Origin of the sequence: Streptomyces sp. NPDC006655 (assembly GCF_040703965.1) — a bacterium.
GTDB lineage: Bacteria > Actinomycetota > Actinomycetes > Streptomycetales > Streptomycetaceae > Streptomyces.
Genome location: NZ_JBEYJU010000002.1, coordinates 81908 through 97207, shown reverse-complemented (window position 1 = coordinate 97207; position 15300 = coordinate 81908). Strand labels below are relative to the sequence as shown.

Annotated in this window: 7 protein-coding genes and 1 pseudogene; 3 read left to right on the top strand and 5 right to left on the bottom strand. The window is 72.9% G+C overall.

All coding sequences use genetic code 11. The features are described from left to right. Positions 1-132 precede the first annotated feature (132 nt). The 4 genes from AB0958_RS01550 to AB0958_RS01535 all read right to left on the bottom strand — a co-directional run bounded on the left by AB0958_RS01550 (position 133) and on the right by AB0958_RS01535 (position 9303). Positions 133-1536, bottom strand: coding sequence for a dipeptidase (locus AB0958_RS01550; RefSeq protein WP_366888253.1), 1404 nt, complete (start codon positions 1534-1536; stop codon positions 133-135). Positions 1537-1546: 10 nt separating this feature from the next. After that, on the bottom strand, positions 1547-5155 hold the full coding sequence (locus tag AB0958_RS01545) for a UvrD-helicase domain-containing protein (RefSeq protein WP_366888252.1): 3609 nt from the start codon (positions 5153-5155) through the stop codon (positions 1547-1549). A 45-nt stretch (positions 5156-5200) separates the two neighbouring features. Further along, positions 5201-8641 carry an ATP-dependent DNA helicase gene (locus AB0958_RS01540; protein ID WP_366888251.1) on the bottom strand — a complete coding sequence of 1147 codons (3441 nt, stop codon included), beginning with the start codon at positions 8639-8641 and terminating at the stop codon, positions 5201-5203. A gap of 275 nt (positions 8642-8916) precedes the next feature. Then, positions 8917-9303, bottom strand: a complete 387-nt coding sequence (locus tag AB0958_RS01535; RefSeq protein ID WP_366888250.1) for an MGMT family protein — start codon at positions 9301-9303, stop codon at positions 8917-8919. A 161-nt stretch (positions 9304-9464) separates the two neighbouring features. On the opposite strand from AB0958_RS01535, the gene AB0958_RS01530 reads away from it, so the two are divergent. The 3 genes and pseudogenes from AB0958_RS01530 to AB0958_RS01520 all read left to right on the top strand — a co-directional run. Continuing rightward, complete coding sequence (locus AB0958_RS01530) at positions 9465-12203, top strand: lysylphosphatidylglycerol synthase domain-containing protein (RefSeq protein ID WP_366888249.1); 2739 nt, start codon at positions 9465-9467, stop codon at positions 12201-12203. Positions 12204-12295: 92 nt separating this feature from the next. Beyond that, positions 12296-13840, top strand: a complete 1545-nt coding sequence (locus tag AB0958_RS01525; protein ID WP_366888248.1) for an alpha/beta hydrolase — start codon at positions 12296-12298, stop codon at positions 13838-13840. Between the two features lie 114 nt (positions 13841-13954). Then, positions 13955-14059 (top strand): annotated as a pseudogene (locus tag AB0958_RS01520) (alpha/beta hydrolase); the annotation flags it as partial. 62 nt (positions 14060-14121) lie between these two features. Here AB0958_RS01520 and moeZ read toward each other — a convergent pair. Then, the gene (moeZ, locus tag AB0958_RS01515; protein ID WP_366888247.1) at positions 14122-15300 is read right to left on the bottom strand and encodes an adenylyltransferase/sulfurtransferase MoeZ; all 1179 of its coding nucleotides are present in this window, start codon (positions 15298-15300) and stop codon (positions 14122-14124) included.

The window sequence follows — 15300 nt, the reverse complement described above, 5'->3', positions numbered from 1 at the left end:
CAGTGCAACGGATGTCTCAGCGGGTGGTTCAGCGGTACGAAGGGCGGGAGGGAACCGGGCCGGGCGGGGCCGGGCGGGGCGGTCCTCCCAGTGTGCCCCGCGCGCGGCGCCGCTCCGGACGGCGCCGACGGCTCAGGGGGCACGGCGCCAGTTCTCCGCGAGGTCGTCCCAGAGGTAGGCGCTGGTCTCGACCCCCTTGAGGAGGAGGTCCAGCTCGACCTTCTCGTTCGGGGCGTGCCAGCCGTCGGAGGGGACGGAGATGCCCAGGAAGAGAACGGGTGCGCCGAGGACGTCCTGGAGGTCCGCCGCCGGCCCCGAGCCACCCGAACGGGTGAACCGGACCGGCCCCTCGAAGGCCCTTTCCATGGCTCGGGCCAGCGACTGGAGACCGGGGTGGTCGAGGGGGGTCAGACAGGGGCGGGTGGCCGGCAGGAAGGTGGTCTCGGCCCGGACACCGGCGGGAATCCGCTCCTCGGCCCAGGCGCGGACGATCTTCTCGATGTGGTCCGGGTCCTGTCCCGCGACCAGCCGGAACGACAGCTTCAGCAGGGCGGAGGACGGCACGATCGTCTTGCTCCCGGCACCCTGGTAGCCGCCGCCGATGCCGTTGACCTCGGCGGTGGGGCGGGCCCAGACGCGCTCCAGGGTGGTGTAACCGGCCTCGCCCTCGGTGGCGTACGAATGCGCCTCGCGCAGCCAGCTCTCCTCGTCGAAGGGGAGCTCGGCCCACAACTGCCGCTCGCGGTCGCTCAGCTCCACGACGCCGTCGTAGAAGCCGGGGATCGCCACGCGCGCGTGCTCGTCGTGCAGGGCGGCGACCAGGCGGGCGGCGACGGTGGCCGGGTTGGGCACGGCGCCGCCGAAGGCTCCGGAGTGGATGTCCTGGTCGGGGCCGTGCAGGACGATCTGGCACTCGACGAGGCCGCGCATGCCGGTGCACACCGTGGGGGTGTCCTCGGACCACATGCCGGTGTCGGAGACGATCACGGCGTCGGCCGCGAGCCGCTCGGCGTGCTCCTCGACGAGGGCGCGGAAGTGCGGGGAGCCGGATTCCTCCTCGCCCTCGATCAGCAGTTTGAGGTTGACCGCGGGGGCGGTGCGGCCGGTGGCGGCGAGGTGGGCGCGGACGCCGAGTGTGTGGAAGAACACCTGGCCCTTGTCGTCGGCCGCCCCGCGCGCGTAGAGGCGGTTCTCCCGGACGACCGGTTCGAAGGGCTCGCTGTCCCAGCCGTCCTCGCGGGCCGCGGGCTGTACGTCGTGGTGGCCGTAGACGAGGACGGTGGGCGCTTCGGGGTTGCCCGCGGGCCACTCGGCGAAGACGGCCGGGGCGCCCGGTGTCCGCCATACCTCGGCGGTCGGGAAGCCGGTCTCGGTCAGTTTGGCGGCGAGCCAGTCGGCACTGCGGCGCACATCGGGGCCGTGGTCGGGCTGGGCCGACACGGAGGGGATGCGCAGCCATTCGGCGAGGTCGTCGAGGAAGGCGGCGCGGTGCTGCTCGATGTACGTACGGACAGCGCTGTCCGGGGTCTGGCTCATGGTCACGAGCCTATCGGCCCGGACGGACATCCTCGGCGGGCGGTTCGTCACACTCAGCTTGTCCGACGATCAGCTTTTCAAGGGCGGCGCGGTCCGGCAGCCCCTGCGGCCGTTCGACCTCGCCGGTGCGCACGTGCACGAACGCGGCCGTCACCGACTCGGGCGGCACACCCTGCTGCTCCGCCCAGCCGATCCGGTAGATCGCCAGCTGCAGCGGGTCGGCGGGCCGGGTGCGGCTCGTCTTCCAGTCCACGATCTCGTACGACACCTGGTCGCCGCTGCCGGTCCGGTAGACGGCGTCGATCCGGCCCCGTACGACCCGGCCCGCGAGGGCGAGCTGGAAGGGGGCTTCCACCCGGTAGGGCGTGCGGTGGGCGTACTCGGTGCGCTCGAAGGCCTCCTTGAGGGCTTCGAGGTCGCGTTCGTCGGCGATCTCGGCGTCGCCGCCGGGCAGCTCGTCGGGCTCCAGCATGGGCAGCGTGAGCTCTTCGAAACGCGCCTCGACCCAAGCGTGGAACCGGGTGCCCCGGCGTGCGGCCGGTTGCGGAGGGCGTGGCATGGGGCGCGCGAGTTCCTGCGCGAGCCCGTCCGGGTCCTCGGCGAGCCGCATCAGCTGGGTGGCGGAGAGCGCGGCCGGCAGTGGCACGTCGGTGACGCTCCGGCGGGCGCGCAGCAGCTCACCGGCGAGCGCGTCGAGGTCACGGTCCCAGGAGGCGACGGCTCGGGCCTCCTCGGGGGTGAGGCGAGTGAGGGGGGCCCGGCCGGGCTCGGCGGCGCGCCGGGGTGGGTGCTCGGCGGAGGTGGCCTGGTGGGGGACCGTGGGGCGGCCGGTGCTGAGGGAGTCCCAGTCGGCGGAGGTCCGCTCGGGGTCGGGGAAGTCGCCGTCCGGGAAGTCCTCGTAGGGGCCCTGCCCGTCGTCGTAGGGGTCCGGCCCGTCCTCGTAGGGGTCCGGCCCGTCCTCGTAGGGTCCGTCCTCGTAGGGTCCGCCCTGGTAGAGCCCGTCCTGGTAGGGATCCGGCTCGTCGTCCTCGGGCGGTGGGGGCCAGTCGGGGTCCTCGTGGGTGGTGGGATCGTGGTCGGCGGGCCGGCCGCCGTCGGATCCGGCCGTCGCGAGGGTGTCCAGGTGGGCGAGCACGGTCTCGGCGGCCGCGCGACGGCGGGCCAGGGCACCCTCGTCCAGGGGCAGCGGCCACACCTGGTCGGCGCTCTGCGTGTGCAGCGCCGGGTTCTCCTCGTCCTCCTCAGGCTCGTCCGCCCAGGCCTCGATCTCGCCGTACCCGGCAGCGCAGTGGTCGTACAGAGCCTGGAGGAAGTCGGAGGGGCCGCGCGGTCTCTTCTGGCTGGGGCCCCACCAGTGGCCGGAGCCGAGGAGCAGGGAGCGGGGGCGAGTGAAGGTGACGTAGCCGAGGCGGAGTTCCTCGGTGTGCTGGTGGTCCTTCATGGCCTCGTGGAAGGCCTTCATGCCCCGCGAGTCCCAGCTCTCCACGTCGGGCAGGGTGTCGCGGTCGCCGCGCAGGGCGTGCGGGAGCACCTTGGCCTGAGCGGTCCACTTCTCCCGGCCCTGGCTGCTCGGGAAGGTGCCCTGCACCAGTCCGGGGACGGCGACGACGTCCCACTCCAGGCCCTTGGACTTGTGCGCGGTGAGCACCTTGACGGTGTTCTCACCGCCGGGCAGGGCGTTGTCCAGGCCCTTCTCGTACTGGGCGGCGGTGCGCAGGAAGCCCAGGAAGGCGAGCAGGCTCGCCTCCTGGTCGCCGGCCGCGAAGGAGGCGGCGACGTCCAGGAAGTTGGACAGGGTCTCGCGGCGGCGGGCGGCCAGCGCGTGCGGGGACGCAGACAGCTCGACCTCGAGGCCGGTGACCGCCAGGACGCGGTGCAGGACGTCCATCAGCGGATCGGACAGGGCCCGGCGCAGCTCGCGCAGCTCCGCGGCGAGCCGGGCGAAGCGCACGCGCGCGTCCGGCGAGAACGGCAGCCCGTCGTCCTCCTGCCCCGTCGGCCCGGTGTCGATCGGCAGCTCCAGGAAGGTGTCCAGGGCGTCCGCGAGTGATATCACCTCGGCGGGGTCGACGCCTTCGACCGCCTCGGCGAGGCGGCGGTCCGGGTCGTCCGCGTCGCCCACGCGCGCGTGCGCCACCAGCAGCCGGGCGCGGCGGCCGAGGAGGGCGAGGTCGCGGGGGCCGATGCGCCAGCGGGGGCCGGTCAGCAGCCGGACCAGGGAGGCGTTGGCCCCGGGGTCCTGGAGCACTTCGCAGACGGCGACGAGGTCGGCCACCTCGGGCAGGTGCAGCAGTCCGGAGAGGCCGACCACCTCGACGGGGACGTCGCGGGCCACGAGGGCGCCCTGGATCTGGGCGAAGTCGGTCGCCGTACGGCACAGCACCGCGATCTCGCCGGGCGCGGTGCCCGTGCGGACGAGATGCGCGACCGAGTCGGCGATCCAGTCCATCTCCTCGGCGTGGGTGCGCAGCAGGGCGCAGCGGACCGAACCGTCGCGTTCGGCGCCGGGGGCCGGGCGCAGGGCCTCCACGCCCGCGTGCAGGGCGCGCAGGGGTTCGGCCAGGCCGTTGGCGAGGTCCAGGAGACGGCCGCCGCTGCGACGGTTCTCGCTGAGCGCCTGGCGGGTGGCGGGGCGGCCGTCGGCGTGCGCGAAATGCTCGGGGAAGTCGTCCAGGTTGGCGACGGAGGCGCCGCGCCAGCCGTAGATGGCCTGGCAGGGGTCGCCGACCGCGGTCACGGGGTGGCCGGTGCCGCCGCCGAACAGCCCGGCCAGAAGGACGCGCTGGGCGACCGAGGTGTCCTGGTACTCGTCGAGGAGGACGACCCGGAACTCGTCGCGCAGCAGCCGGCCCACCTCGGGCATCCGGGCGAGCGAGGCGGACAGCGCGATCTGGTCGCCGAAGTCGAGCAGGTCACGCTCGCGCTTGGCGGCCCGGTACCGCAGGACGAGGCCGGCCAGTTCACGGCGTGCGGCGGCCGCCTCGGGCACCTTGCGCAGGTCGGCGTTGCCGAGTTTGACACCGGTCAGGGTGTGCAGCAGTCCGGCGTCCCAGGTGCGCAGTGCCTCGGGGCCCACGAGGTGTTCGGAGAGTTCGGAGTCGAGGGTGAGCAGGTCGCTGACCAGGTCGGCGAAGGAGCGGGTGAGGGCCGGGTAGGGGCCAGGGGCCTCGCGCAGTACCCGCGCGGCGAGCTGGTGGCGGGTGGCGTCGGCGAGCAGCCGCGAGGTGGGTTCGAGGCCGATGCGCAGACCGTGGTCGGTCAGCAGGCGGCCCGCGAAGGCGTGGTACGTCGAGATGACCGGCTCGCCGGGCGGGTTGTCCGGGTCGATGACGTCGGGGTCCGTGACCCCGGCCCGGACGAGCGCCTTACGGACGCGTTCGGCGAGTTCACCGGCCGCCTTGTTGGTGAAGGTGAGGCCGAGGACCTGTTCGGGGGCGACCTGGCCGGTGCCGACCAGCCAGACGACGCGGGCCGCCATCACCGTCGTCTTGCCCGACCCGGCTCCCGCGACGATCACCTGCGGGGCGGGCGGCGCGGTGATGCAGGCCGTCTGCTCCGGGGTGAAGGGGATGCCGAGGAGCTCTTTGAGCTGCTCGGGGTCGCTGATACGTGCGGGCACAAGGAAAGAGGCTAGCGGCGGCCACTGACAAACGGGACGGAGCGCTCACTCCACCACGTGCCGCCCCTCCGGCCGGGCGCTGCACGAGGCCCGGAAGGCGCAGTGGGTGCAGTGCTGGCCGGTGGTCGGGGTGAACCGCTCGTCGAGGACCTTCCCGGCCGCGGTGGCCAGCAGTTCGCCGACCCACTCCCCCTCCAGCGGGTCCTGGGCCTGCACCTTGGGCAACGTCTCACCGCCGTCGCGCCGGGCGGCACCCTGCCGGAGGTGGACCAGTTCGGCACCGCCCGGTTCGGGCCGTACGCCGTCGAAGGCCTCGTCGACGGCTCCCTCGCGGACCGCGAGCTGGTAGACGGCGAGCTGGGGGTGCCGGGCCACCTCGGCCGAGCTGGGCGCCTGCTTGCCCGTCTTGAAGTCGACGACGTACGCGCGGCCCTCGCCGTCCGTCTCGACGCGGTCCATCTGGCCGCGGATGCGCACCTCGTAGTCGCCCGCGCCCAGGGTGACGTCGAAGTCCTGCTCACTGGCGACCGGGGTGCGTCCGGCGCGGTCCAGGACGTGCCACTTCAGGAAGCGTTCGAGCGCCACGCGCGCGTTGTCCTTCTCCTGGGCGGACTTCCAGGGCGCGTCGAAGGCGAGCGCGTTCCACACCGATTCCAGGCGCTCCATGAGGACGGCCAGGTCGGCGGGGGTACGGCCGGAGGCGACCTCGTCGGCGAGGACGTGCACGACGTTGCCGAAGCCCTGGGCGGTGGTGGCGGGTGCGTCGGCCTTCACCTCGCGGCCCAGGAACCATTGCAGGCTGCAAGTGTTGGCGAGCTGGTCGAGGGCGCTCCCGGAGAGGACCACGGGCTGGTCACGGTCGCGCAGCGGCACCTTGCTCTCGGTCGGCTCGAACATGCCCCACCAGCGGTAGGGGTGCGCGGCCGGCACCAGAGGGCGGCCGTCCTCGTCGGCGAGCGCGGCCAGCCTGGCCAGGCGGTGGGCGGCCGCCTCGCGCAGGGCGTCGGACGCGCGCGGGTCGACCGTGGTCGCGCGCAGTTCGGCGACCAGGGCGGCCACGGCGAGCGGGCGGCGCGGCCGCCCGGTGACGTCCTGGGGTTCGACGCCCAGCTCGGTGAGGAAACGGGAGGGCTGGTCGCCGTCGTCCGCGGGGGCTTTCACGGCGGTGACGACCAGACGCTCACGCGCGCGCGTGGCGGCGACGTAGAACAGCCGGCGTTCCTCGGCGAGCAGCGCGCCCGGGGTGAGGGGTTCGGCGAGTCCGTCGCGGCCGATGCGGTCGGCTTCCAGGAGGGAGCCGCGGCGGCGCAGGTCGGGCCAGAGCCCCTCCTGCACGCCGGCCACGACGACCAGCCGCCATTCCAGTCCCTTGGCGCGGTGCGCGGTCATCAGGCGAACGGCGTCGGGCCGTACCGCGCGGCCGGCCAGGGTGTCGGCGGCGATGTCCTCGGCCTCGATCTCCGCCAGGAAGTTCAGCGCGCCCCGGCCGCCGCTGCGCTCCTCCGCGCGGGCGGCGGTGGCGAACAGCGCGCACACGGCGTCCAGGTCACGGTCGGCGTTGCGGCCGGCCGCGCCGCCGCGCCGGGCGGCGCGCTCCAGGCGCGAGGGCCAGGGGGTGCCGTTCCACAGGTCCCACAGCGCCTCCTCGGCCGTACCGCCGCCCGCGAGACGCTCGCGGGCCTTCCTGAGCAGCCCGCCGAGCCGCTGCGCACCGCGCGCGTACCCGGGGTCGTGGACGGCCAGGCGCTCGGGCTCGGCGAGGGCCCGCGCGAGCAGTTCGTCCGACGGCGGCGGGAGCGCGTTGCCGGACGCCCGTTCCTCGTCGCGCAGGGCCCGGCCGAGGCGGCGCAGGTCTGCCGCGTCCATGCCGGCGAGGGGCGACGTGAGCAGGGTGAGCGCGGTCTCGGTGCCGAGCCAGCAGGGGGCTTCCTCGGCGCCGTCGCCCGCGCCCTCGCCCGCGCCGGAGCCCGCGTCCGTGTCCGCGGCCGGTCCCGCGCCGGAGCCCGCGTCCGGGGTCGCGACCGTGTCCGCGGCCGGTCCCGCGAGGGAGTCCGCGACCGAGTTCGCAGCCACGCTCGCCCCGAGGTGTGCCGCCTCCGCCTCAGCCACCGCCCGCAGCGCCGTCAGCAGGGGCGCCACCGCCGGTTCGTGGCGCAGCGGAACGTCGTCACCGTCGATGTCCAGGGGGACGCCCGCCGCGGTGAGGGCACGGCGGACCGTCGGGAGGGTGCTGGACCCGGCGCGCACCAGGACGGCCATGTCGCTCCAGCGGACGCCGTCCTCCAGGTGCGCGCGCCGGAGGATGTCGGCGATGTTGTCCAGTTCGGTACCGGGTGTCGGGTACGTGTAGACCTCGACGTGGCCGCCGTCGCGCGCGGGGGCGAGTTCGCGGTGGGCGCGCACCTTGTCGGCGGGCAGCCGGGTGAGCGGCATCCGCCGGGTGAGCAGCCGGGTGGCGGCCAGCAGGCCGGCGCCGGCCCTGCGGGACGTCCGCAGCACCTCCGTCGGCGCGGGGCGGCCGTCCACGCGCGTGAAGGTGTGCGGAAACTCCAGGATGCCGTTCACGTCGGCGCCCCGGAACGTGTAGATCGACTGGTCCGGGTCGCCGAACGCGACGAGGGTGCGTCCGCCGCCGGCCAGAGCCCGCAGCAGGCGCACCTGGGCCGGATCGGTGTCCTGGTACTCGTCGACGTACACGGCGTCGTAGCGGCCGGCGAGGTCCAGGGCCACCTCCGGGCGGTGGGCGAGCAGCACCGCCCGGTGGACGAGTTCCGCGTAGTCGAGGACGCCCTGGAGGTCGAGGACGTCGAGGTACTCGGCGAGGAAGGCGGCCGCGGCCCGCCAGTCGGGGCGGCCGATGCGGCGGGCGAAGGCGTCCAGGGCGGCCGGATCCAGTCCCAGTTCGCGGCTGCGGGCGAGGACCGCGCGGACCTCGTCGGCGAAGCCCCGGGTGGTCAGGCAGGCGCGCAGTTCGTCCGGCCAGCGCACGGGGTCGAGGCCGAGCCGCTCCAGCTCGGCCTCGCCGGCCAGCAGCTCGCGGACGGTGACGTCCTGTTCGGGGCCGGACAGCAGCCGCAGCGGGTTCACGAACAGGCCGCTGTCCTGGTGGGCGCGGACCAGGGCGTAGCAGTACGAGTGGAAGGTGGTCGCCCGGGGCGCACGGGCCGCGCCCACCCGCAGGGCCATGCGGTCGCGCAGTTCGACGGCGGCCTTGCGGCTGAACGTCAGGACCAGGATCCGCTCGGGATCCGCGCCGCGGGCGATCCGCGCGGCGACGGACTCCACCAGGGTGGTGGTCTTTCCGGTACCGGGGCCGGCGAGGACGAGCAATGGGCCGGATTCATGGTCAACCACGGCGCGCTGTGCGGCGTCCAGATGAGGGGGGTGCACGTCGGCCGGCGGGGTACGGACCAGTCGGTAAGCGCCACGGCTCCCCTGGCGCACCTGGGGGTGCGGCAGGCGCCTGGTGGAGGAAGAGGAGCTCACGTGGTTCGCCGGTCCTGGTGGGTGTGCTGGTTGGCTCGTGGTCGCGCGGGCGCGGTGGTGGGCGCGGGGTGAGCGGGACACGCGCAGCCGACGCTACGCCGGCGCACCGGACGGAAGCAGGGCTTCCGATTCTTCCCGGCAGCCCCGTCCGCCCCGGGCGTCGCCCGCGGCACACGCACCTCGCACCCCACGAACGTACGTCATGCCACGGACGTCCCCGATGTCCCTCGTACGGGCCACGGGCTCCCCACGGGGACCCCGGATGGCGGAAGCTGTCAGGTGTGAGCCCCTGTGTCCACGCCGCCGTCCCACCGCGCCCGCCTCATGTCCAGCCGCGGCAGATGGCCCTCCGCGGCCCTGCTCGCCGCCCTCAGCGGAGTGCCCTCAGCGCGGTAGTGGTCCAGTGCGCTCAGCTCGTGCCCGGGCAGCAGGACCCCGTCGGAGCGCACCACGCGCCACCACGGGACGGCGCTGCCGTAGAGGGACATCACCCGCCCCACCTGACGCGGGCCTCCCTCCTCCAGCCACTCCGCGACGTCGCCGTACGTCATCACGTGCCCGGGCGGGATCCGCTCGGCGACCTCCAGGACCCGCTCGGCGTACTCGGGCAGCTCGTCCGCGTACCCCTCTCGGGTGGCCTCGGGATGGCTCTGCTCGCTCATTCGCCCCATCCTGCCGCACCCCACCGACAACCGGCGCGGTCCGCGGTCGGGCTCCGCCTCGCCCCGCGGCGGCGCCTGCGGCAGACTGTGCGCCCCCGCATCTGCACCCTGATGCCGTCGTGTGTCGGTGGGGCATGCCACCATCGTGCGGGCGGTGACTGGTGATACGAGATCAAGAAGAGACGACCAAGCAGCAGGGCGTGCACCCCGACGGCGCGGCGGGCACCCCTGACGCCGGCGCGCGCCCGGACTCCGGGGAACCCGCCCCCGCGCGCCCGGAGACGGTCGCCGACACCGACGCCGGCGAGGCGGAACACGTGCCCGACGAGACACACGCCGACGAGGTGGAGGGCGACGAACCGCTGCTCCCCGCGCGCGTGCACCGCCCTTCCGACCTCATGCGTCTCATGGTCGGGGTGCTGGCCGTCGTCGTGCTGCTCGGCATCGCCGCCTTCGCGCACGGCACCACCTCCGGGCTCGAACAGGACATCAACAAGGGCACCGGCCAGGCGCCGGACCTGCTGATCAGGTTCGCGGGGCTGGCCTCCAGCATCGCGATCCTCCTGGTGCCGGTCGCGTTCGCGATCGAGCGGCTGATCAAGCGGGACGGGCTGCGGATCGCCGACGGCGTGCTCGCGGCGGTCCTCGCCCACGGAGTGACACTCGCCACGGACCTGTGGGTCGCCAGGGCCGCTCCAGGCTCGATCCAGGAGGCGCTCACCCAGCCCTCCCCCGGTGACCTCCACGCGCTGACCGACCCGGTGCACGGCTACCTCGCGCCCGTCATCGCCTACATGACGGCCGTCGGCATGTCCCGGCGGCCGAGATGGCGCTCGGTCCTGTGGATCGTGCTGCTGCTCGACGCGTTCTCCATGCTGGTCACCGGCTACACCACACCGTTCTCGATCATCCTCACGGTGCTGATCGGCTGGACCGTCGCCTACGGCACGCTGTACGCGGTCGGCTCGCCCAACGTCCGCCCCACCGGACGGACCCTGCTGGCGGGCCTGCGGCACGTCGGATTCCACCCGGTCGGCGCGGCCCGCGAGGAGGTCCTGGAGTCCGAGAACGGCGACCGGGGCAGGCGCTACTTCGTCACCCTGGAGGACGGCCCGCCGCTGGACGTCACCGTCGTCGACCGGGAACAGCAGGCCCAGGGCTTCTTCTACCGCGCGTGGCGCAACCTCACGCTGCGCGGCTTCGCCACCCGCTCCAGCCTTCAGTCGCTGCGCCAGGCCCTGGAGCAGGAGGCGCTGCTGGCGTACGCGGCGATCGCGGCCGGTGCCAACGCCCCGAAGCTGATCGCCACCTCGGAACTCGGCCCCGACGCCGTGATGCTGGTCTACGAGCACACCGGTGGTCGTAGCCTCGACTCGCTGGCCGACGAGGAGATCACCGACGAACTGCTGCGCAACACCTGGCATCAGGTGCAGGCCCTGCAGTCGCGCCGGATCGCGCACCGCAGGCTCGCGGGTGACGCCATCCTGGTGGATCGTTCCGGCAGGGTGATCCTCACCGACCTGCGCGGCGGCGAGATCGCGGCCGGTGAACTGTTGCTGCGCATGGACGTCGCCCAGCTGGTCACCACACTCGGCCTGCGGGTCGGCGCCGAACGGGCGGTGGCCTCGGCGGTCGGCGTCCTCGGGCCCGACGCCGTGGCCGACTGTCTGCCGATGCTCCAGCCCATCGCGCTCACCCGCTCCACGCGCGCGACGCTGCGCCGACTGGCCAGGGAGCGCGCCCAGCGGGAGCGCGACGCGGTCCTGGAGGCGTCCCGGCAGGCCAAGCAGGCCCGCGCGGACGAGGCCGAGAAGCCCGACAAGAAGACGGTCCGCGCCGAGCAGCGGGCCGAGAAGCGGGCGCTGGACGACGCGCTGGAGGAGGCCCGCGAGGAGGACCTGCTCACCCAGATCCGGCACCAGGTGCTGCTGATCAGGCCGCAGGCACCGGTCGAACCCGCCCGCCTGGAGCGGGTGCGGCCGCGCACCCTGATCAGCTTCATGGCCGGTGCGATCGGCGCGTACTACCTGCTCACGCAGCTCACCCACATCGAGTTCAACACGCTGTTCGCGCAGGCCCAGTGGGGCTGGGTGATCGCCGCGGTGGCGTTCTCCGCGCTCAGCTACGTCGCCGCCGCCATGGCCCTGCTCGGGTTCGTGCCCGAGCGGGTGCCGTTCGTACGGGCCGTGGCGGCGCAGGTCGCCGGTTCCTTCGTGAAGATCGTGGCCCCCGCCGCCGTCGGCGGTGTCGCCCTCAACACCCGCTTCCTGCAGCGGGCCGGCGTGCGCCCCGGGGGCGCGGTGGCGAGCGTGGGCGCCTCCCAGCTGTTCGGACTCGGCTGCCACATCCTGATGCTGCTGTCCTTCGGCTATCTGACCGGCACCGAGAAGACCCCCTCCCTGTCACCGTCCCGCACGGTCATCGCGGGCCTGCTGACGGTCGCGGTCCTGGTCCTCGTGGTGACCTCGGTGCCCTTCATGCGGAAATTCGTCGTCACGCGCGTGCGGTCGCTCTTCGCGGGCGTCGTGCCGCGCATGCTGGACGTGCTCCAGCGGCCGCAGAAGCTCGTCACCGGCATCGGCGGCATGCTGTTGCTGACCGCCTGCTTCGTGATGTGCCTGGACGCCTCCATCCGGGCGTTCGGCGACCAGTCGACCTCACTGAGCATCGCCAGCGTCGCCGTCGTCTTCCTCGCCGGGAACGCGCTCGGTTCCGCGGCACCCACCCCGGGCGGCGTCGGCGCGGTCGAGGCGACGCTGACCGTCGGCCTGATCGCCGTCGGCCTCCCCAAGGAGGTCGCGGCCCCCGCCGTCCTGCTGTACCGGTTGCTGACGCTGTGGCTGCCGGTCCTGCCGGGCTGGCTGGCCTTCAACCACCTCACCCGCAAGGGCGCGCTCTAGGGGCCCGCCTGGTACGGCTAGCACCGCGCGCGTCGTACCTCGTACGGCTCGCGCCCCGCGCGCGTGGTCGAGTGCGACCCCAGGATGGAGGTATGCCGAAGCCCAGCCGGATCCGTCTCGCCGCCCTGACCACCGCCCTGGTGCTGGCCTTCGTGCCGACCGGGTGCAGCGGCGGCGGATCCGGGGACGGGGACCTGACGGCACAGAAGCTGGACTGGAAGGCGTGCCCGGCCCCCGACGAGGCCGAGGGCGGCGGCGGCGCGCCGTCTCCGCTGCCGGGCGGCGCCACCTGGCAGTGCGCCACCATGAAGGCGCCGCTGGACTGGTCGAAGCCGAAGGGCGGCACCATCGGGCTCGCGCTGATCCGGGCCAGGGCCAGCGGCAACCCGAGCAGCCGGATCGGCTCCCTGATCTTCAACTTCGGCGGGCCGGGCGGCAGCGGTGTGACCACCCTGCCGGCGTTCGGCGAGGACTACGCGGCCCTGCGCACCCGCTACGACCTCGTCAGCTTCGACCCGCGCGGAGTCGGCCGCAGCGACCCCGTCGAGTGCGAGAACGACGCCCAGCTCGACGACTACTTCCAGCAGGACGCGACGCCCGACACCAGCGCCGAACGCACCCAACTGATCAAGCGGACCCAGCAGTTCAACGCCGCCTGCGAGAAGAACTCCAAAGCCGTCCTGCCGCACGTGCGCACCACCGACGCCGCCCGCGACATGGACCTCATGCGCCAGGTCCTGGGCGACAGGCAGCTGCACTACTTCGGCATCTCGTACGGCACGGAACTCGGCGGCGTCTACGCCCACCTGTTCCCGAAGCACGTCGGCCGCGCCGTTCTGGACGCCGTCGTCGACCCCACCCAGAACCCGGAACAGAGCTCGCTCGGGCAGGCCAAGGGCTTCCAGCTCGCGCTCGACAACTTCGCCGAGGACTGCACCTCGAAGAAGACGCCGTGCCCGATCGGCGACACCCCGCAGGACGTGAAGAACCGTATCGCCAGACTCCTCACCGACCTCGACCGCAAACCGATCCCCGGCATCCTCCCCCGCATGCTGACCCAGACCGCCGCCACCAACGGCATCGCCCAGTCCCTGTACTCGAAGGACTTCTGGGAGTACCTCACCGAGGGGCTGGAGGAGGCCTACGACGGTGACGGGAAGGTCCTGATGCTGCTGTCCGACTCGATGAACGGCCGGAGCGAGAACGGCGAGTACAGCAACATCACGGCGGCGAACATCGCCATCAACTGCGCCGACGAGAAGCCCCGGTACACCGCCGACTACGTCCAGCAGAAGCTGCCCGAGTTCCGGGCCGCCTCCCCGCTGTTCGGCGACTACCTCGCCTGGGGCATGATCAGCTGCACCGACTGGGCGGTGCCGGGCGCCGCCGACCACCCCGACGTGAGCGCGCCCGGGTCGGCGCCGATCCTGGTCGTGGGCAACACCGGGGATCCGGCCACGCCCTACGAGGGTGCGAAGAAGATGGTCGAGGCGCTCGGCAAGGGGGTCGGGGTCGAGCTGACGTACAAGGGGCAGGGACACGGGGCGTACGACAGCAAGAACCGGTGCGTCCAGTCGGCGGTGAACGGTTATCTGCTGGAGGGGACGGTGCCGAAGGCGGGGGCCGTGTGCGCGTGAGACGGCCGCGGCGCCGCCGTGGCTGATCGCGCCCACCCGGCGCGGCCGCATGTCGGGATAGCCCCGCGATCCTTGCAGAGACGCTGCGAAACCGCAGGTCAAGGGGTTATCCGCGAGGGCCACGGCGCCTACGGCAGTGGCAGCGACTGCGTGGACTCGGCGGTGAATGCCTATCTCGTGGCCGGCACGGTCCCGAAGGACGGCACGGTCTGCTCATGACGAAGGCGGGGGCTCCGGGCGTCTGCCGTGCCCGAAGCCCCCGCCCGTCGCGGAGTCCGTGCTCAGTAGACGGGCTTCGCCGGCTCGATCTGGTTGACCCAGCCGATCACGCCGCCGCCCACGTGGACGGCGTCGGAGAAGCCCGCGGACTTCAGAACCGCGAGGACCTCCGCACTGCGGACGCCCGTCTTGCAGTGCAGGACGATCTTCTTGTCCTGCGGCAGGCTCTCCAGGGCGGTGCCCATGAGGAACTCGTTCTTCGGGATCAGCTTGGCGCCCGGGATGGAGACGATCTCGTACTCGTTCGGCTCGCGGACGTCGATGATCTCGATGTTCTCGCCGTCGTCGATCCACTCCTTGAGCTGCTTGGGAGTGATCGTCGAGCCGGCGGCCGCCTGCTGGGCCTCCTCGGAGACGACGCCGCAGAAGGCCTCGTAGTCGATGAGCTCGGTGACGGTCGGGTTCTCGCCGCAGACCGCGCAGTCCGGGTCCTTGCGGACCTTGACCTGGCGGTACTGCATCTCCAGGGCGTCGTAGATCATCAGACGGCCGACGAGGGGCTCACCGGTGCCGGTGAGAACCTTGATGGCCTCGGTGACCTGGATGGAGCCGATGGACGCGCACAGCACGCCCAGAACGCCGCCCTCGGCGCAGGAGGGGACCATGCCCGGCGGCGGCGGCTCCGGGTAGAGGCAGCGGTAGCAGGGGCCGTACTCGGACCAGAAGACCGAGGCCTGGCCGTCGAAGCGGTAGATCGAGCCCCACACGTACGGCTTGTTCAGCAGCACGCAGGCGTCGTTGACCAGGTAGCGGGTCGCGAAGTTGTCCGTGCCGTCGACGATCAGGTCGTACTGGCTGAAGATCTCCATCACGTTCTCGGCCTCGAGCCGCTCTTCGTGAAGGATCACGTTCACGTACGGGTTGATGCCGAGGACGGAGTCACGGGCGGACTCGGCCTTGGAACGACCGATGTCGGACTGGCTGTGGATGATCTGACGCTGCAGGTTCGACTCGTCGACCTCGTCGAACTCCACGATGCCGAGGGTGCCGACGCCCGCGGCGGCCAGGTACATCAGCGCCGGCGAGCCCAGGCCGCCGGCGCCCACACAGAGCACCTTGGCGTTCTTCAGCCGCTTCTGCCCGTCCATCCCGACGTCCGGGATGATCAGGTGGCGGGAGTACCTGCGGACCTCGTCTACGGTGAGCTCAGAAGCTGGCTCAACCAGGGGTGGCAGCGACAC

Coding starts and splice junctions, on each gene's coding strand:
- AB0958_RS01535 (WP_366888250.1), bottom strand. CDS start 9,303: ATGAGCGAGCAGAGCCATCCCGAGGCCACCCGAGAGGGGTACGCGGAC.
- AB0958_RS01550 (WP_366888253.1), bottom strand. CDS start 1,536: ATGAGCCAGACCCCGGACAGCGCTGTCCGTACGTACATCGAGCAGCAC.
- AB0958_RS01525 (WP_366888248.1), top strand. CDS start 12,296: ATGCCGAAGCCCAGCCGGATCCGTCTCGCCGCCCTGACCACCGCCCTG.